Genomic DNA, 17,386 nt, shown 5'->3' with positions numbered 1-17,386 from the left:
GCGCGCAAAATGCGGCCAAGGCCTATCGCGCCTCAGGCTAACGGTCTTCGGCGCAACATTGCGCGCTGCTCCGGTGTTGGTTGCCCCAGTTCGAAAAAGCCATCGTTCTCTAGCCGAAACCAGTCCCGATGTTTTCGGCCAGAAGAGATCACCATGATCTCTACAATATAACGCCCCGGAACAAGCCTTTTGGTCGGATTGCGCCAATCTGGGCAGAGATAAGCATCGTTGTTCCAGCCGAAGGCGTCGCTCTCGCCCTGCACCTGTATTGCGATATCCAAGAGCTCATCCTCACCGGCAAAGATCGAGATCGAACTCCGCAGTTCTTGCGGGTTGAATAGGGTTGGGACCTGACCAGTCGGCGTGGCGTTGAAGTTGACGTACGGTTCCGGCGTGTTGACCCAACGTCCGGTCATGGGCACGTCGAAGAAATCCGTCCCATCAACTCCGCGTAAGAAGGTGATCTTGGCACGGCAATCGTCGGCGGGAGCGCGTAGGAGCCACCAGTTGGCCCATCCAGGCAGAGCCCTATTCGCGACCCTTACGCGTAGGACCCGCCAGCCGGCCGCGAACGGGCCCCTCGGCGGTAGGTCCAAGGGTGGAGATTCGATCTTGACCCCCAAGCGTGGACTGCGTTGCTTTTCCACTATCACTGTCAGGATGAATGTGACGACACCACCTAGAATCGCGCCCAAAAGGGCGTCGCCAAAATGCATATCGAACATCGGCTTCCCCGGCCCTAAACCAAAGCGAGCATAGGATGTTGGGGTGCTACCGCTCAAGCAAGATCGGGGCAAAAGGGGCTTGTCAGGACTCAAGGGAGGTTGAGATGGATTGCAGTCGCTGGAATGATCCTCCCGGCTTGGCTGACGCGGCGCAGCTCGTCTGCCGCTTGATCGTTGACGCACTGCAAAATCTGGACGAATGGCGCCCGCAAACCGGACGACCTCCCAGGGCGCCTCGGGCCATCCGCCGCTTGGTCGAGATAGGACTGAAGGCGAAGGCCAGATAGATCCGGCTTAGATCCTATCGACTCTCGCTGCTGCCGGTGTTTGTATTTCCACTTTCAGCATTGGGGCAGTTCATGACAAATAGCGCCCGCTCGTACTTTGTCACCAGTGTCGCGGTAGTTATCGGCGCATTCATTTTTTTGTCGCCGAAAGAAGAGAGCTCCGTCAACGCCACAGCGACGACGTCCCGACAGATTCCAATACCCGATGAACAGGCCCGTTTTATCGCAGCCATCGATTCCGGGCGCGCGGCGTACAAAGCCGGTGCCAACGAGATGGCCAAAGGCGCCGCGAGACCTCAACGGGCGCAATTGTTGTGCAATGGATCATCCCAGCTGCAACGCGTACAAAACTGGATCGGAAAAGTCGCTACGCTCTCATCTAACGGAGATGGAAAGGGCGTGCTCTCGATCATGATAGGCAACAACGTCCACGTGAAAACATGGAATAACTTTCTCTCAGATACAGGAGCCGGAACTTTGATCGAGCCCAGCTCGCCCCTCTTTCGACGAGCTTCCTCGCTAAGCGTCGGACAAGTCGTAGCCTTCTCAGGCAGTTTCATACCCGATCGAACGGACTGTGTTCGGGAGTCCAGCATGACGCTGGATGGTTCTATTAGAGAGCCGGAGTTCATTTTTAGATTCTCTGACGTCACTGCTGTAAACAAGTGATTGGTGTCCGACGGCGCCATCGAATTCGAAGCAGTGCAAAATGTGCAGGACGCAATCCTGTGCTGGATTGAGGCCGCCGAGGAAGATCATCGTCCCATCCCCGTTCCCTCGCACCTGCGACGAGCGACCGCCGGCTAAATTCGTTCGGCGATATCGGCGCTATCGTTCGGACGACTTTTCCAACTGATCGGCGCTCACCAACCCAATCAACGCACCGTCACGTCATCGTGGGGCGGCACTTGTGTTGCCAGAAGGTCGGCTTTCCGACCCGCACCTGCGCGCCGCCGACGACCATGCCGCCCTTGATGTACACTTTGCCAGAGCTGTCGCCGGCTTCGATGAACCGGACGCGCATCTCTCCGGTCCCTGCATGGATTTGCTTTGTCAGCACGGTCTCGAGGATCAAATTGTTGAGGTGCTGAAATCGCGGATCGGTGCTGCGGACACGGATCTTGAGGGTCGACGGCGAGAGCAGCTCCGCGCTTTCGATCACGCTCGAGGTCAGTTCGCTCACACCGAAATCGAGCTCGCGCGTCGCACCGCCATTGGCGGCCCTGGAATAGATGTAGCGGAAGTTGGCGGCCGTCGTGGGCGCTGCGCAAGCAACGCTCCAGACGCCGGTCAGGCCAAACCCTTCCAGAACGTCCCAGACGGTTTCAGTCGCGAATGAAGGTCCAGCCGACAAAAGGAGCGCGAGTAGCGCGGCTGTCCCTGCTGGCCGCCGGCTGACCATCCCTCGACAACGCCTTTGCTTGTAATGCCGCTCGACCAATCGGGCCGCGGGCCGATCGAGCCGCACGGCAAACACCCCTAAAATGTGAGCCAATATCGTAGCAACCCCAGCGGGGGACGTCCATGTCGCCGGCAGGGTGTCCGACGACCTTCAGCCGCTCGCGGTGACACGGGACCAGCCTGCGGGTTCCAGGCGCCCTGCCCCAAAAAGCCGCGAGACAAAGCGCCGGAAAGATGTAGGATTCGAGAAAATCACAGGAGGAAGCGGCATGTTTGAAATCAACGGTTTCGACACGGCAGGCGTCGTCAGCCTCAAGCGGCCGACGCTCGCGGCCGCCCTCAAGAAGGCCAGAGAGCTGGTCCAGGACGGATGCTGGGACGTCCAGGTCGTCGATCCCGCCGGCCGCATCTACACCTCGTTCGAGGAGCAGGCTGCCTAGCCGCTCCGTTCCCCCTGCAAATCGGAAACCGGCCCCATCGGCTCGCCAGCGCGAGCCGACACCACAGCCGATCCCGATGGCTATCCCCCTCGTCCGACATTGGACGAGGCGCTGTTCAGCCAACGCTGCGTTGCTTCATCGCTCCAGCCGGGCACCGCGAAACGCGCCCGGGGATCTGCCTCCGCGCCGGGGCGCGCGCCCGCAGGATAACCATCGATCTCGGAATAGCTCGGGTGGTGCGCACGGACGCGATGCGCCGGCGCGGCGTTCGCGGTGGTGCACAGGACAATCAACAGACCCATCGCCAGGGCAACGCGCATCGCATCAGCTCCAATCGAACGATCGAGGTGATGTGATGCGCCAACGGGCCCGCCGCAATCCGGCGCGGCATCACGGTCCGGCGATGGACGTGCGATCGCGCAACGCCCCTTGCGGCGCAAACCTGCGCTCCGCGCCGACGAGACAACCACGTTAAAGCGCCTTGATTTTCAATTCGCACGATGGCTCTCTCGTGACATTGCAAAAAAGGGAATTGGAATGATTGGATTGCGCGCTCTCGGCTTGTTTGCTCTTCTTTTGCTCGCCGGCAACGCGTTGGCCGCGCCGCCGTCATCATGCGCCAACAAGTTCGTCGGCACCTGGCAGCATGGCACCAGCAACATCGGTACGTTGACGCCGGACGGGCGGGCGCAGTGCACCGGCAATGCCTTCTGCGTTCAGGGCACCTGGACCTGCAACGGCAACAGCCTGACCTACACCAACAGTGCAGGCACTTACGTCTATACGCTGCAGTCGAGCGGCGTGATGACCTACGGCTCCATCGTCGTCACGCGGATCGGCGGCGGCCAGGCTGCGCCGCAACAAGCCAAGCCCGCCCCGCAGAAGCCGCCGGCGAAGTTGATCGGCGATTCATCCGCCCCTCTCCAAACCGAGTACCAGCCATCAGGCTCGCAGCCGCTTCAACCGGGCAAGAAGATCGCTGGAAATCCGCCGCCGGCGGCGAAATCGGCCGATGAAATCTGCGGGTCGGTGGTCAGCTCCACGCCCACCCAGTGCATGGACGAACCGGGCGGCAGGAATTGCGCGTGCCTGAGCGTGGCCAACAAATGCGGCTATCCCATCACCGTCTTCTTCGAAAGACAGGGAGCCGCCTGCCGCGGCAGGTACTGCACCCATGGCAGCTTCCAACTCGCCAACGGCGCTTCGGATTCCAGTTCCGCCTGCAGCTCGCGCGCCAATCAGTCGGTACGGTATCTCAGCTTCAAGAAGAACTAGGCGATCTGCTCGACCGCCCCTCAGCTCTCCGGAGCTGCCGTCGCAGCCGGCATGCTCAGCGGCGCCCCGCCGACCGACACGGGCCCTAGCGCGCCGCCCACCGGGACGGGCCCCAGAGGCTTGGTCTGCCGGGTCAGCATCCGCTTGCGCATCGCGGCCGAGAAGCCGTAGCGCGCATTCGCCTTTCGAATGGAAGACGTCATGTCCGACATCATCACATTCTGCAGCGAGTCCACCTTCGAGATCAGCGTGGAGAGCTGCGAGGAGATCTTCCTGACGTCGACCCGCTCGTCCGTAATGCTCTGGCGCAGGGACAGCAGCACCATCGTATCCTGCTGCAGCGCGGCCGCGTTCTGCTGCGCGAGGTCGTTGTTCGCCTGCAGCGAGGCCGTGTGCTGCTGCTGGGCCGACTGAATATCCTTCAAGGCCGCGACGACCGGATCCGGTTTCGGCGGCGGCGGCGTTTCCCGGCGCGGAAGCAGCTCAGCCAGCCTGCTGACATTCAGCGCGGGAAGAATGGACGGCAATGTGTAGACCGCCGCTGCGCCATTGATGGCGATGGCGAGGGCGCACGCCGACAGGGCCAGCACCGATTTCCGGCTGGTCCGTACGATCGGGGCTGGAGCTTCAAAGGCAGCGGCTTCGTCCGCCGCTGCGGCGGCGGCAAGGGCTGCAGGGTCGAGTTGTTCGACGAGGCCTTGCGTTTCGAAAGTCGTGGTCACGTGCATTGACCCCAGTGAGCGAGCAAACGGAAGCCGCCCCTGGAACGCCCCTCGCGAGGACCCCTTTACGCAGCACCCATACACAACTGCCTAAAATTGTCGGCGTTCTGGATTAATTCCACGTTAGCGGTCACTCCGGCCGACTACGGGGACGCCATGGGCGGGACCGCGCCAAATAGCCGAGGCCGCGGACGGCGTGTGCCGGTCCGGCCGGCGAGCATCGCGCTTAACGGTTTTTCCGAATTTGGCGAATGCACCTGTTTTGCCCGACGGGTCAACCGGCCACTCCAGCCGGCTGCGGAAAGGCATCGTGCCGACAAGCACTTGGCTACTGTGCATGGGGTTGTTTTCGAACTTTTAGTTCGCCCTACCCCTCGTCCAGCAGCTCGAACAATTCCTCCACCGTCTCGAACGGCGCATCGCGCGTTTGGCTGTGATAGACGACGCGATCGCCGTCGCGCTGCAGCGACTTGCCGCGCGACTTCCGCAACCGCCCGGGCAGGAACGTCGCGGCCACCGCGCCGGGGCCGACGTCGAGCCGGATGATGCCTCTCCGCTTGCATTCGATGCGAAGCCTCGCCGCGGCGAAGAAGTCGCGCGCGACCTTCGGCAAGGGCCCGAAGCGGCGGGAGGTCTCCTCTTCGAGATCGTCGAGGTCGTCCTCGTTGCTGCACCGTGCGGCCCGCGCATAGAGCTCGAGCCTCACCGGCTCGGACTGCACATAGGTCTCGGGCAGCATGTCACCGACCGGCAGGTTGAGGTCCGGCACCCACACCGCGGCGCGCTCGTCGTCGGCCTTCTCCGAGGCCATCTTCAGGAGGTGGCTGTAGAGCACGGGTCCGAACACCTGGACATGGCCGGACTGCTCCTCCGAGAACAGGTCGCCGGCGCCGCGCAGATCCAGGTCGCGCTCGCTGATGGCAAAGCCTGCGCCCGGCCGGCTGAACTCCTCGAGCACCGCGAGCCGCTTCTCGGACTGGCCGGACTGCGTCTCGGTCAACAAATGGGCGAAAGCGCGGATGCCGCCGCGACCGACCCGGCCGCGCAGCTGGTGGAGCTGGGCGAGGCCGAACTTCTCCGGCCAGCACACCACGATGGTGTTGGCGCGGGGAATGTCGAGTCCACTCTCGACGATGTTGGTCGCGAGCAGGACGTCGGCCCTGCCCTCGACGAAGCTCATCATGCGATCGTCGATCTCGTCGGCCGCCAGCCGTCCGTGCAGGCAGACGATGCGGAGGTCCGGCGCCACCGCCTGCACCCGCGCCAGCATAGGATCGAGATCCTGGATGCGCGGACAGATCAGGAAGCTCTGGCCGTGCCGACGCTGCTCGCGCAGCAGTGCGGAGGCGATGGCCGCATCCGACAGCGGTGCGATCCTGGTTGCGACCGGAAGCCGGTGCACCGGCGGCGAGGCGATGACGCTGAGATCGCGGAAGCCGGCAAGGCCCGCGGCGAGCGTCCGCGGGATCGGCGTCGCGCTCATCATCAGCACATGGACATTCTTGGCGAGGCCCGCGAGCTTGGCCTTCTCGGCCGCGCCAAAATGCTGCTCCTCGTCGATGATGACGAGGCCGAGATCGTCGAACTTCACGTCCTTCGCCGTCAGCGCCTGCGTTCCGATCACGACCTTGATCCGGCCGCTGCGCAGGCCCTCCCGGGTCTCGCGCAGCGCCGCGCCGGAGGTTGCGCGCGAGAGGTTGCCGACCTCGATGCCGAACGGGGCGAAGCGCTTCTGGAACGTCGCGACGTGCTGCCGTGCCAGCACCGTCGTCGGCACCGCGATCGCGACCTGCTTGCCCGACAGCACCACGGCCGCGGCCGCGCGCAGCGCCACCTCGGTCTTGCCGAAGCCGACATCGCCGCAGACCACCCGGTCCATCGGATGGCCGGACGCGAGATCGTCCAGCACGTCGCCGATCGCCCTGGCCTGGTCGATCGTGGTGAAGTAGGGAAAGCGCGCGACGAACTTCTCGTAGGCCGATCCCGGCGGCACCAGCTTTTCGCCGCGCCGCCGGCGGCGCTGGCTGATGTGCTTGGCCAGCACCTTGCCGGCGATCTGGATCTCGCGCTCGGCCTCGCTGCGGCGGCCCCACCATGTGCTGCCGTCCGCCTTGTCGAGCGCGAGCTTGCCGAGCTCGGCGGCGTAGGGCCACATCAGCGCCAGATCGGTCGGCGGCACCAGAACCGCATTGTCGCCCGCGAATTTCAGGCGGATCATCTCGCGCATCGCGCCGCCGCCGGTGTTGACGGTCTGCAGGCCGTCGAGCACGGCAAGGCCGCGCTGCAGATGCACAACCACGGTGCCCTGCTCCGGCACATCGGCATGATCGAACGCCGCGCTCCAGGCGCGCGCCATCGGCTGGGCATGATGCGCCCGGCTGCCGAGCACGTCGGATGCCGTCACGACGACGATCGGCTTTTTCCCGGGCACAACGAAGCCCGCATCGAGATCGGCCAGAAGCGACGCCTCGCCGCTGCCCCCGCGGCTCGCCTCGTCCCAATCCTCTGAGCGCTGCGCCTTGACACCGCTCATCCGTTCCATCACGCGCAGGTCGTCCTCCTGCGCCGCGACGAGGATCAGCCGCGAGCCGGCCCGCCGCGTCTCCTCGACGAAGGCACGCAGCGCCTTGCGCGTGGATGTCAGCTTCGAGAACTCCGGGATGGCCTGGAACGGTGCCGTGCGCGGCAGCACCTTCATGCCCCTGGAGAGCTGCTTCCAGTCGCGGCGACCGAGATATTCGCGCTCGCGCTCCGCACGCGGTGCCGCTTCCTCGATCGTGTCGAACCAGACGTCGGCGTGCGAGGGCACGCCGGCATCGACGATCCACTTGGCGCGTCCGCAATAGTCGAACAGCGTCGCGCGCTTGCCGCCCTTGCCGGAAAGCCCCAGCCGCTCCGACATGGGATCGACGAGAAGCTCCTTGGTCTCGAAGATGATCTCGTGCTCTTTCGGATCGAACGCCACGATGCGGTCGATCGCGCGATTTGAATGCTCGATCCGGAACGGCCCGAGCGCGCCCGCGGGAAAGATCTCGAAGGTCTGTCCGTGAAACAGCGCCCCGCCCGGATAGTCCGGCTCGTCGTCGAGATCGTATCCCAGGGATTCCAGACGCGTCTCGAGATCCCGCTCGGAAAACGCGCCGCCCACCTTCAGGCTGATGCTGAGGCGCAACAGGTTCGCCGGCGGCGGCAGGCGCTCCATCGCCGCCTCTGCGGTCGAAACGAGGAAGATCGGCTTCTTGGATTTTGCGAGGCGCCGCAGCACCGAGGCCCTGCGCCCTGCGAGCTCATGCGAGGGCTCGAGCTGATCGAACGGCAAGGTGTTCAGCCGCGGAAACACCAGCACCTCGCAGGACGGATCGAGCGCGTGAAGGACGCTGCCCAGCCGCTCCGCCCTGCTCTCGTTCTCGGCGAGAAACACGATGCCGCTCGGCCCGGACAGCTTCCACTGCGCGAGCAGATGCAGCGCCATCGAACCGAGAGGCGACGACGACGAGATCGTGGCGCGCTGCGCTCCCTCGTTCTTCCCTCGCGAAGCCTTGGTCTTCAGCGAAGCCTTGGTCTTCGACGATGTCTTTGCTTTCAACGACCTCGTCTTGGACAGCGTCGTCTTGAGCGACTTCGTCCTAGGCAATGCCTTAGGCAAGACCTTGGCCGCCCGCGCCTTCTTTGCAAGCCTCACGTGAATCCGTTTCTGGTCGTCAACCGCCACCAACTGAACGCGCGCGCCGGCCTCATTCGATTCGGCGACGCGCCGCCATCCATATGGGATTTGCCGGGCGAACGCACGCCTCGCGGCAACGTTCCGCGCAACCATTGCGGGGAACTCCACCCGTTCCGCAAGCAGCCGCTGCTTGCGCGGGATCATGCCTTGCTCAAGGCCGACCCGATCGGAGATAGCGCCTTGCCAGCACGAAAAACCCCGGCGCTTGGACGCCGGGGCGTTTCGTGGAAAATGATTTGGTGAAGCAATGACAACTTCATAGCAGCAAATCCGCCGAGCGCTTGTGAACTGGTTCACACGCCCCGCCGGCGCAGCCGCAGCGGAACGGGGTACCGCGTGTCCCGGTTTGAGGGTTTGCGCGCGGCACGCTAGGATGCCTCCTTTTACGGAGGCTCATTTGAAACCATTCATTTTCGTCGCTGCCTGCATCCTGCTTGCAACCACCCCGGCCCGCGCGCAGGCGCTGGTTGATCCCAACAAGGTCGCTCCCGAATTCCGCGAAGCCGCCGAGAAGCGCCGCGCCGAACAGCTGCGGCAGCGCGAATGCGCACTGAAGGCGGATCTCGACAAGGTGCTGCCGCGCGACCGCACCGCCTATCTCACCCATTGCCTGGAGACGATGGCGGCCAAGCAATAGCCTGCCACCAGCTTCAGCAAACGATCGCTTCGCCGCGCGCGCGACGCGAGCATTTCCGGCGTGCTCGCGCCCGCTGCATCGGCATGCGACACAGTGACGTTGAATTCGCGGAAGGCTTTCAAGCTTTCTTCAGACATTTGCGATCAGCATGACGATGCATTTCCATCAGTCATTGTCGATCGCACATGGGCTCCGTCCAGATTCAGTGCACGCGTTGCAAGAACGTGTTCCGCGATCGCGCCGCGCGGTTGCAGGACGGCTATTCCAGGCAGTGCCCGAGTTGCGAAGTGGTGCTGTTCTTCACCGAGGATTCCCAGCACCCCTTCGTCAAGCGCGCGATGCGCAATGCGCGCAAGGCCCGCAAGGAGCAGCGCGAGGCCGAGGCCGTGAGGCGCGCTGCGCCGGAGCCGCGCCTCGCCGGGTCGAGATCCTTCGCCGGACGGACGCAATCGGCGGGACGCGAGGACTAGCTCAGCGCCGCTTGCGCGGAAACAAGCGATCGCGGATGTAGCGCGAGGTCGGCGTCAGGCGAAGGCCGCGCGGCTTGTGCCAGGCGGCGCGGTCGATCTCCTTCTTGTCGCCGATCTCCAGCCTGCCCTTGGCGCCCTTGGCGATGAAGATCGCATCGCTCATCTTGCGGCCGGAGCGCTTGTTCCTGGCCGTCACTTCCTTCCAGAGGCTAATCCGGCCGAGCTTCAGCTTGGGCAGCTCTTCCTTGATCTCGCGCCGCAGGCAAGCCTTGTCGGACTCGCGCGAACGTTTGCGGCCGCCCGGGAACATCCAAAGCCCGTCCGACCGGCGTCTGACCAACAATACCTTGCCGCGCTTCGCGGCAACGAGCTTGGAAGACTTTGCCATTGCTGCCGTAATCAAAAACAGAATCGAGCCATCGTAACTTGTCTAGTCGGATAGACAAGTTCGCGGCTTGCCTTGATCACAGGCAGCGAAGCCGTCGTCGTTATGCGCGGCGGCGGCGAGTTCGCGCCCGCCAGGCCAAAATCAGCCCTCGGCTGTCCCCGTCTGGTCCTCTGTCCGGATCCACGCCATCATCAGCTCCCAGGCGACGGAGAGGATGATCGGTCCGATGAACAGGCCGACGATGCCGTGGGCCAGCGTCCCGCCGATCACACCGACGAAGATCACGATGGTCGGTGTGTTCAGGCCGCGTCCCATCACGAGCGGCTTCAACATGGTGTCGATGAAGCCGACCAGGACGAGAAATACGGTGAGAACCAGCGCGGTGGTGACGTCCTTCGCGGTCCAGATCCAGATGATCACAGGCAGCAGGACCAGGAAGGCGCCGATCTGCACGATCGAGAGCAGCAGCACGATGAAGGCGAGCAGGCCCGCGCTCGGCACGGCAGCGAGCTTGAAGCCGATGCCGGCCAGCAGCGCCTGCACGATCGCGACGCCGATCACGCCTTGCGCCACCGCGCGGATGGTCGCGCCCGCGAGCCCCAGGAAATGCTCGCTCTGCTCGGGCACGATGCGAAACAGGAAGCCGCGGCCGGCGGCGACCAGCCGCGGCCCATGCGGGAACAGGAAGCCGGCGACGAACACCGAGACCAGGAACTGGAGCGTGCCGACGCCGGCATCGCCCGCGAGCGACAACAGCGGCCCCGCCAGCGGCTGGAGATAGGGCGCAACCTCGCGCAGCACTGCGCGGATGTTGGTGTAGGCCTGATCCCAGAGCTCAAACAGCCATGGACCGACCAGCGGCCAGGACTTGAGCTGCTCCGGCGCCGACTGCAGCGCGAGATCGCCGGTGCCGAGCTGGTGCGCCAGTTCGCGCACGCCGTCCACGGCGCTGATGCCGAGCCAGGTCGCGGGACCGATGACGATCCCGAGCGTGACGAGGGTGAGGATCGCCGCGGCGGTCTTGGGACGTCCGCCGAGCATCCTGGCGACCCAGCTGAAGGCCGGATAGAACGCAACCGCGAGCACGCCGCTCCAGGCCAGGATCGGCACGAACGGGCGGATGATCAGGAAGGTCCAGATGATCAGCAGGGCAAGCAGGCCGAGCCGGATCACGAGCTGGATGATGTCCTCTCCCGTGAGGAGCTGACGGAGGCTTTTCACGGGCACGACCTTCCTTGCGGCATCGACGCGGGTTCCGGCACTCGAACAAGCCGTTATTGCCAGCCCCGCATCCGCCGTCAAGACGACCGGTTCCTCCTGCGGCAGACGCGCCCGCCGCCGGATTGGAACGCATCGAGCCCTGGGGCATTCGCAGACGATGCCACGTGCCGCCACAGAGCCCGACCAACATGCGGGGATCCACCGCGGCATCCACTTTTCGAGCCGAACGGCGCTCCCGGCTATTGGCGCTATCCCTATGCGATCGCTGACAAGGTCCGCACCGGACGGGTGCAAGGCAGGCTGCCGCTGCTCGCCGTCAGGCGCGTGCAGATGCGCATCGACCGCGACATGCGGACCGAGGGCTGATCCCGCGGCAAGGCCCCGCGCGGCTAGAAGTGATAGTTTATGCCGACCGTTCCGGTCTGGATGTTCAGCTTCACGTTGGCGGGCGTTGCCACCAGATTGCCCGTCGTCACCGGCAGTTCGTTGATCGCGCCGAAGCCCATATAATTGTACTCGGCCTTCACCGACCAGTTCGGCATGAACATCCATTCCACGCCGGCGCCGGCCAGCCAGCCGGTGCGGTTGAAGCTGCCCGAGGCCGAGCCGGCGAGCGCGCCCGCAAGGCCGTTATTGGCGCAGTATTTGTCGCGCGTGAACGCCGCACCGCCCTTGGCGTAGAGCAGCACGCGGTCGAACGCGACGCCGAAGCGCCCGGCCACCGTGGCGATATAGTCGTTCTTCAGCGAGAAGATGAACCCAGCTCCGCCGCCGAACGGACTGTTGCTGTTGAGCGTGACGCTGGACCAGGCGCCGGTGCCCTCGAGGCCCAGCACGAAATTGCTGATCTGGTAGTTGCCGCCGATCTGGCCGCCGACGATACCGCCGCTGGCCGTGACCGAGCTCCATCCGGCCGCCGGATCGGCCGGGTCCATGCCGCTCCACTTGCTCCACGCGCCGCCGCCATGGGCGCCGATGTAGAAGCCGGTCCATGTGAAGATAGGTGCCGCGACCTGTGCCTTCATCGGCACGGGCGCAACCATATCGGCAGCGAATGCCGGCGTTGTCAGCGACAGCAACGCGGCCGTCAAAACGAGCTTCTTCCCCATGATCTCACCCCATCGACTCTTGCCCCGCCCGACCGGGGCGACGGGTGAAATCTAGCTGCCGGATCAGTGGCGCGCTTGGACCTGCCGGCGGCGCGATTTGGACTGACGGGCGCCGCAAAACCCAGGAAAATCATGCAAACGCGTTGGCCGCGGACCGGTTTGGCTAACGGCGATTAACCGGATTTCCGCTCGCCGGTTTACGCCGATGCAAACGCCCGCGCCTACCCTGCGTCGAGGTCCCAACAAACATTCCGTGCAATGGCCAACAGCATCTGGACGATCGAAGAATTCACCTGCACCGGTTGCAGCATGAACTACACCGCGACCCGGGAGGAGCACACCGAGGCGCATGTCGGCCACTTCAAGTGCAGCATCTGCGGCAGCGTGGTGCACAGCTGGTCCGGCAAGCACCACTTCTTCGGCTGGCAGGCGGTGAAGACGAAGCCGCCGGTGTTCGGCCGGCGCTGGGCCGGCGTGGAGTGGTAGCTGAGGCGGCAGTCTCGGTGCCGCAGCCGGGACTAGGTCTTCGCTTCATCCGCGCTACTCGCTGACATTGCAAGCACAGCGAAGCCATAGCGAGATTGTTGAAGCGCTGATTTGCGCTCGCGGCAACTTCGTCGCGGGGAACGCCCGCTCCAATGGCGGCGCCATTGCGCTCTGCGCGAAGATGGCTTCTGCTCGTCTGCGCTGCGAGCTAGACTTGCCTCCCCGCAATCGAACCCGGCAAGCAATGACCGCAGCTTTCGTTCCCCAGATCGCCCTCTACCGCAACTGGCTTGCCGAACGGCGCGGCCTGTCCTTCGCCAGTTACGAGGAGATGCGGCAATGGTCGGTGCGCGATCTCGACGCTTTCTGGCGCAGCATCTGGGACTATTACGATCTGCAGTCACCGACGCCGTTCACGGCCGTTCTCGCCGAGCGCAAGATGCCGGGAGCGGTCTGGTTTCCGGGCGCACAGGTGAATTACGCGCGGCAGGTGTTCCGTCATGTGGACGCGGCTGACGCCGCCGGCCTGCCCGCGATCGTCAGCAGCGGTGAAGACGGCAAGCTCAGGCAGACCAGCTGGCCGGAGCTGCGCCGCAAGGCGGCTGCGCTCGCGCTGCATCTGATCGAGCAAGGCGTCAAGCCGGGCGATCGCGTTGCGGCCTATCTGCCCAACATTCCCGAGACCGTCATCGGTTTTCTGGCGAGCGCCAGCATCGGCGCGGTCTGGAGCGTCTGCGCGCCCGACATGGCCGCGCCCGCCGTGATCGACCGCTTCAAGCAGATCGAGCCGAAAGTGCTGATCGCCTGCGATGCCGTCACCTATGCGGGCCGGCAGCATGACCGGCGCGATGTCGTCGCCGAGCTGCGGCGATCGCTGCCCACGGTCGCGCATGTCATCCTGCACAGCGCGGCCAACGCGGTCACCGCACCAGATGCCCTGCTCTCCGACATCACCGCAAGAACCGGCGCCGCCGTCGACGCGTTCGAGCCGATGTGGCTGCCGTTCGATCATCCGCTCTGGATCGTCTATTCCAGCGGCACCACCGGCCTGCCGAAGCCGATCGTGCATGGCCATGGCGGCATCGTCATCGTGGTGCTGGCGCTGCTCGGCCTGCACAATGACATCGGCTGCTCCTATCACGAGAATTCTTTCGGCGAGCGCTATCACTGGTACTCGTCGACCGGCTGGATCATGTGGAACAGCCAGGTCGGCGGCCTGTTGAGCGGCACCACCTGCTGCATCTTCGATGGCAGCCCGGGCGGTGCCAAGGACAAGCCGGACTGGACCACGCTGTGGCGCTTCGTGGCGCAGTCGAAGGCGACCTTCTTCGGCGCCGGCGCGGCGTTCTTCGCCAATTGCGCCAAGGCCGAGATCGATCTGACCGCTGCGGGCGACCTCTCGCGATTGCGCTGCCTGGGCTCGACCGGCTCGCCGCTCAGCGCCGACACGCAAGCCTGGTTCAACGCACGCTTCGCGGCGCTGTCGAAGACGAACGGCAGCGCGGCGCAGGCCGACATCTGGTGGGCGAACATTTCCGGCGGCACCGACTTCGCCGGCGCCTTCATCGGCGGCAACCGCGAGCTGCCGCAGACGCCGGGCGCGATGCAATGCCGCCTACTGGGCGCTGCGGTCGAAGCCTTCAGCGAACAAGGCCGCGCCGTGATCGACGAGGTCGGCGAGCTCGTCTGCACCGAGCCGATGCCCTCGATGCCGCTCTACTTCTGGAACGACAAGGACGGCGCGCGCTATCGCAGCAGCTATTTCGAGACCTATCCGGACAATTTCGACGGCAGCGGCCGCGGACCGGTGTGGCGGCACGGCGACTGGCTCAAGGTCAACCTTGATGGATCCTGCATCATCTATGGCCGCAGCGATGCCACCATCAACCGCCACGGGCTACGCATGGGCACGAGCGAGCTCTATTCCGCGATCGAAGCCCTGCCCGAGGTGCTCGATAGCCTCGTCGTGGACCTCGAATATCTCGGCCGCGACAGCTACATGCCGCTGTTCGTGGTGCTGCGCGAGGGCACCGCATTCGACGCCGCGATGCAGGCCAAGATCAACAAGGCGATCGAGGCCGGCCTGTCCCGCCGCTTCCTGCCGAATGAAATCTTCGCGGTCGCCGAGATCCCGCGCACGCTGTCCGGCAAGAAGCAGGAGCTGCCGATCAAGAAGCTCTTGCTTGGTCAGCCCGTTGAGAAAGTCATCAACAAGGAGGCGATGGCCAATCCCGCCTGCCTCGACTGGTATCTCGCCTTCGCCCGCGACTATCTGGCGCGGACCGCGGTGTGAGGCGCGATCAGCCGCCGCCGAAATTCGAAGGATCGAGATTCCTGTTCTCCGACGGCGGGATCGGCGGGTAGCCTGGGAATTTGTACCAGCCGGGCGGCACCGGCGCGTCTTCAGGCAGACGGACGACGGCATGGTGGCGCGGACGCGCATGGTGCGCCGGCGCGGCTGCCGCCTGCGCACACGCCGAGATCAGAAGAACCAAAGCCACAACAGACCGCATTGAACGTGCTCCAGACGTCCACCCGTCTTGCGATGTGTGCGGGAACCAGTCGCGTCCCAATGGACCGCAGGGTCACGATCGGTCACATCGGCGGCATCGCCGATGCCGGGAGGCCGCCGGAGATCGCCCCAATTGCACCAATGGCGTTTGGACTCCGTTCACCCATGGCGGCTAGATCAGGATGGATCCTCCGCGCCGAACAGCAAGCAATGGCCGACCTCAACGCCGTCCTCACCAGGCTCAACGACCGCCTCCTCCGCCTCGAGGGCGAGCTGTTCGTGTTGCGCTCACTGGCCCGCGCGACGCTGACGGCGGGTGACGACCATGCCGAGCGCATGCGCAAGCTGGTCGAGGCGGCCAGGGTCGCGCTCGACGACGAGGCTCTGCGGCCCCTGGACAAGCCCACGCGAAAATATGTCGAGGCTGCGAGCGCCATGGTCGACGAACTGCTGGTCGAGCCGACCAAGGCCCGACCATTGTTCACGGTGATCGACGGCGGCAAATCCTCTTAAGGCGTCCTAGCGCCCGTACATGCCCGGCTGGCGTGCGCGGTTCGGATAGCACTGTCCGCTCGAATAATTGTAGTCGTAGCCGTCGGGACAGAGCCCGCCGCGGCGTCCGTAATACTCGGGAGCCCCGTAGGCGCCGGGCGGCCGCGCGCGGTTCGGATAGCAATTCCCGTTCGAGTAATTGTAATCGTAACCGTCCGGACAAAGCCCCCCGCGACGGCCCCCGTAGTTCGGCTCGGGCCGGTTGTAGTAACCGGGCGCATGATAGTCGTTGGGATAGCAGCGGCCGTTCGAGTGATTGAAATCATAGCCGTCCGGACATTGCCCGCCCGGGCCACCCCTGAACTGAACTTGCTCGACCAGGGGTTCCGGCGATGCCGCCGGCACGCTCGCAATCGCAATCAGGCCGGCCAGCGCGAGTCCAATCATGACGTCTCCTCCAATGTCGGGGACAAGCCTAACAGGATTCGTGTCCCACGAAACAACCGGCTCATTGGGGCACGGCCGGGCTGAACCATGCATGAACCGGAAGCGGGCTGCGACGACGCGCCGTACCTCAGTCCCAAGGCGCGGCGAGGCTCGCTAGAGCGCCGTGGAATTCACCGCCTTCAGCCTGCTGAGGCCCGCCTCGATGATCGCGATCTCCTCGTCGATCTTGTCGATCGGCAGGCTGAAATCGAAGCCGGACCTGCTCTTCAGATCGACCGCGAGCCGCTGCCTGTGCATCATGAGCTGGTCGAGGCCACGGCGGTTCTTCAGCCGCACATAGGCGTCCACGATCTGCTCAATTGCGCTCGGCATGAAAATCGGTCCCGGCGAAAAGGCCCGCGCGGCGCACCCACGCCGGCGGACATTTTCGGTGTCGCGGTACGCAATACAAATCCGCGACGGATTCGTCGATACGACAAGCTGGTTGAGAACGTATTACCGTCGGATGATTTCGCGATGCGCGGAATGAAAAAGCCGCTGGCGATTACGCCAGCGGCCAAAGCCGGGTTCGAAAACGGATCGGGATTGAAATATGACCAGCCCCGGTGGGGCACGTTCTAGCCGCAAACCGGCGATCGCTTCTGTTAAAAATGAAACACAGGAACCGTGTGGCCGCACTTCCCGGCCAGCCGTGGCAGACCGGCAACGCTAGTCCGTCACGCAGAAATAGGTCCGCGGCACTCTGCGATAGGCGCTGTATCGGTAATGTGGCCGGTAGGCATAGCCGCGATAGAGCGCCGGCGGCTCCTCGCCGTAATAGGCGCCGTGATAGAAATTGTGGATGGTCCCGTCGGCGCAGCGAAACGTATCCCAGGTCGGGCCGATGAACGGCGCAACGCCAATCTCCGGCGGCACCGCCGGATAAGGCCCGCCGGCGCGGGCCGGCGTGGCCGCGACCAGTGCGACAAGAAGGAAAAACCACGCGCTGCGCATGCGCTCGCTCCCGGGCCGGTGCAACGCGCATATGGAAGCACTGCAACGGCCGGCCGC

Annotated in this window: 21 protein-coding genes; 9 read left to right on the top strand and 12 right to left on the bottom strand. The window is 64.5% G+C overall.

Going from position 1 to position 17,386, the window contains the following annotated elements; translation table 11 throughout:
• Positions 1 to 32 precede the first annotated feature (32 nt).
• A complete protein-coding gene (locus tag A7X65_RS41520; protein ID WP_156527667.1) occupies positions 33 to 416 on the bottom strand; it encodes a hypothetical protein in 384 nt (127 codons plus the stop codon).
• 668 nt (positions 417 to 1,084) lie between these two features.
• Between A7X65_RS41520 and A7X65_RS41515 the strand changes: the two genes are divergently transcribed.
• On the top strand, positions 1,085 to 1,681 hold the full coding sequence (locus A7X65_RS41515) for a hypothetical protein (protein WP_156527666.1): 597 nt from the start codon (positions 1,085 to 1,087) through the stop codon (positions 1,679 to 1,681).
• Positions 1,682 to 1,898: 217 nt separating this feature from the next.
• On the opposite strand, the gene A7X65_RS06275 is transcribed toward A7X65_RS41515, so the two are convergent.
• Entirely contained in the window at positions 1,899 to 2,480 is a 582-nt protein-coding gene (locus tag A7X65_RS06275; protein ID WP_156527665.1) for a hypothetical protein, read from the bottom strand.
• 202 nt (positions 2,481 to 2,682) lie between these two features.
• On the opposite strand from A7X65_RS06275, the gene A7X65_RS42505 reads away from it, so the two are divergent.
• Positions 2,683 to 2,853, top strand: a complete 171-nt coding sequence (locus A7X65_RS42505) for a hypothetical protein (RefSeq protein ID WP_167358209.1) — start codon at positions 2,683 to 2,685, stop codon at positions 2,851 to 2,853.
• 80 nt (positions 2,854 to 2,933) lie between these two features.
• Here A7X65_RS42505 and A7X65_RS06270 read toward each other — a convergent pair whose 3' ends face one another.
• Positions 2,934 to 3,173: a hypothetical protein gene (locus tag A7X65_RS06270; protein WP_063683409.1), complete on the bottom strand. Its 240-nt coding sequence runs from the start codon at positions 3,171 to 3,173 to the stop codon at positions 2,934 to 2,936.
• Between the two features lie 109 nt (positions 3,174 to 3,282).
• Here A7X65_RS06270 and A7X65_RS06265 point away from each other — a divergent pair, with 109 nt between their 5' ends.
• Entirely contained in the window at positions 3,283 to 4,128 is an 846-nt protein-coding gene (locus A7X65_RS06265) for a hypothetical protein (protein ID WP_156527664.1), read from the top strand.
• 20 nt (positions 4,129 to 4,148) lie between these two features.
• Here A7X65_RS06265 and A7X65_RS06260 read toward each other — a convergent pair whose 3' ends face one another.
• Positions 4,149 to 4,856, bottom strand: a complete 708-nt coding sequence (locus tag A7X65_RS06260) for a hypothetical protein (RefSeq protein WP_063683407.1) — start codon at positions 4,854 to 4,856, stop codon at positions 4,149 to 4,151.
• Between the two features lie 361 nt (positions 4,857 to 5,217).
• Complete coding sequence (locus A7X65_RS06255; RefSeq protein WP_063683406.1) at positions 5,218 to 8,322, bottom strand: DEAD/DEAH box helicase; 3,105 nt, start codon at positions 8,320 to 8,322, stop codon at positions 5,218 to 5,220.
• Positions 8,323 to 8,532: 210 nt separating this feature from the next.
• Here A7X65_RS06255 and A7X65_RS41510 point away from each other — a divergent pair, with 210 nt between their 5' ends.
• From A7X65_RS41510 to A7X65_RS06240, 3 genes are all read left to right on the top strand, one after another.
• Positions 8,533 to 8,817 carry a hypothetical protein gene (locus tag A7X65_RS41510; RefSeq protein ID WP_156527662.1) on the top strand — a complete coding sequence of 95 codons (285 nt, stop codon included), beginning with the start codon at positions 8,533 to 8,535 and terminating at the stop codon, positions 8,815 to 8,817.
• Positions 8,818 to 8,971: 154 nt separating this feature from the next.
• Complete coding sequence (locus A7X65_RS06245; RefSeq protein ID WP_063683404.1) at positions 8,972 to 9,211, top strand: hypothetical protein; 240 nt, start codon at positions 8,972 to 8,974, stop codon at positions 9,209 to 9,211.
• A 185-nt stretch (positions 9,212 to 9,396) separates the two neighbouring features.
• Positions 9,397 to 9,681 carry a hypothetical protein gene (locus A7X65_RS06240; RefSeq protein ID WP_063683403.1) on the top strand — a complete coding sequence of 95 codons (285 nt, stop codon included), beginning with the start codon at positions 9,397 to 9,399 and terminating at the stop codon, positions 9,679 to 9,681.
• Between the two features lies 1 nt (position 9,682).
• Here A7X65_RS06240 and A7X65_RS06235 read toward each other — a convergent pair whose 3' ends face one another.
• The 3 genes from A7X65_RS06235 to A7X65_RS06225 all read right to left on the bottom strand — a co-directional run bounded on the left by A7X65_RS06235 (position 9,683) and on the right by A7X65_RS06225 (position 12,399).
• Complete coding sequence (locus tag A7X65_RS06235; protein ID WP_063683402.1) at positions 9,683 to 10,069, bottom strand: NUDIX hydrolase; 387 nt, start codon at positions 10,067 to 10,069, stop codon at positions 9,683 to 9,685.
• A gap of 141 nt (positions 10,070 to 10,210) precedes the next feature.
• The gene (locus A7X65_RS06230; RefSeq protein ID WP_063683401.1) at positions 10,211 to 11,296 is read right to left on the bottom strand and encodes an AI-2E family transporter; all 1,086 of its coding nucleotides are present in this window, start codon (positions 11,294 to 11,296) and stop codon (positions 10,211 to 10,213) included.
• Between the two features lie 383 nt (positions 11,297 to 11,679).
• Complete coding sequence (locus tag A7X65_RS06225; RefSeq protein ID WP_063683400.1) at positions 11,680 to 12,399, bottom strand: outer membrane protein; 720 nt, start codon at positions 12,397 to 12,399, stop codon at positions 11,680 to 11,682.
• A gap of 258 nt (positions 12,400 to 12,657) precedes the next feature.
• On the opposite strand from A7X65_RS06225, the gene A7X65_RS06220 reads away from it, so the two are divergent.
• Both A7X65_RS06220 and A7X65_RS06215 read left to right on the top strand, forming a co-directional pair.
• Positions 12,658 to 12,885, top strand: coding sequence for a hypothetical protein (locus tag A7X65_RS06220; RefSeq protein ID WP_063683399.1), 228 nt, complete (start codon positions 12,658 to 12,660; stop codon positions 12,883 to 12,885).
• Between the two features lie 244 nt (positions 12,886 to 13,129).
• A complete protein-coding gene (locus tag A7X65_RS06215; protein WP_063683398.1) occupies positions 13,130 to 15,178 on the top strand; it encodes an acetoacetate--CoA ligase in 2,049 nt (682 codons plus the stop codon).
• 7 nt (positions 15,179 to 15,185) lie between these two features.
• On the opposite strand, the gene A7X65_RS06210 is transcribed toward A7X65_RS06215, so the two are convergent.
• Positions 15,186 to 15,398, bottom strand: coding sequence for a hypothetical protein (locus tag A7X65_RS06210; RefSeq protein ID WP_063683397.1), 213 nt, complete (start codon positions 15,396 to 15,398; stop codon positions 15,186 to 15,188).
• A 209-nt stretch (positions 15,399 to 15,607) separates the two neighbouring features.
• Here A7X65_RS06210 and A7X65_RS06205 point away from each other — a divergent pair, with 209 nt between their 5' ends.
• Entirely contained in the window at positions 15,608 to 15,910 is a 303-nt protein-coding gene (locus A7X65_RS06205) for a hypothetical protein (RefSeq protein WP_063683396.1), read from the top strand.
• A gap of 6 nt (positions 15,911 to 15,916) precedes the next feature.
• On the opposite strand, the gene A7X65_RS06200 is transcribed toward A7X65_RS06205, so the two are convergent.
• From A7X65_RS06200 to A7X65_RS06190, 3 genes are all read right to left on the bottom strand, one after another.
• Complete coding sequence (locus tag A7X65_RS06200) at positions 15,917 to 16,336, bottom strand: hypothetical protein (RefSeq protein WP_063683395.1); 420 nt, start codon at positions 16,334 to 16,336, stop codon at positions 15,917 to 15,919.
• Positions 16,337 to 16,489: 153 nt separating this feature from the next.
• Positions 16,490 to 16,708 carry a hypothetical protein gene (locus tag A7X65_RS06195; RefSeq protein ID WP_063683394.1) on the bottom strand — a complete coding sequence of 73 codons (219 nt, stop codon included), beginning with the start codon at positions 16,706 to 16,708 and terminating at the stop codon, positions 16,490 to 16,492.
• 336 nt (positions 16,709 to 17,044) lie between these two features.
• Positions 17,045 to 17,329 carry a hypothetical protein gene (locus A7X65_RS06190; protein WP_063683393.1) on the bottom strand — a complete coding sequence of 95 codons (285 nt, stop codon included), beginning with the start codon at positions 17,327 to 17,329 and terminating at the stop codon, positions 17,045 to 17,047.
• Between the last annotated feature and the right edge of the window lie 57 nt (positions 17,330 to 17,386).

The organism is Bradyrhizobium stylosanthis, assembly GCF_001641335.1.
Taxonomy (GTDB): domain Bacteria; phylum Pseudomonadota; class Alphaproteobacteria; order Rhizobiales; family Xanthobacteraceae; genus Bradyrhizobium; species Bradyrhizobium stylosanthis.
This window is presented reverse-complemented; position numbering and strand designations above follow the sequence as displayed.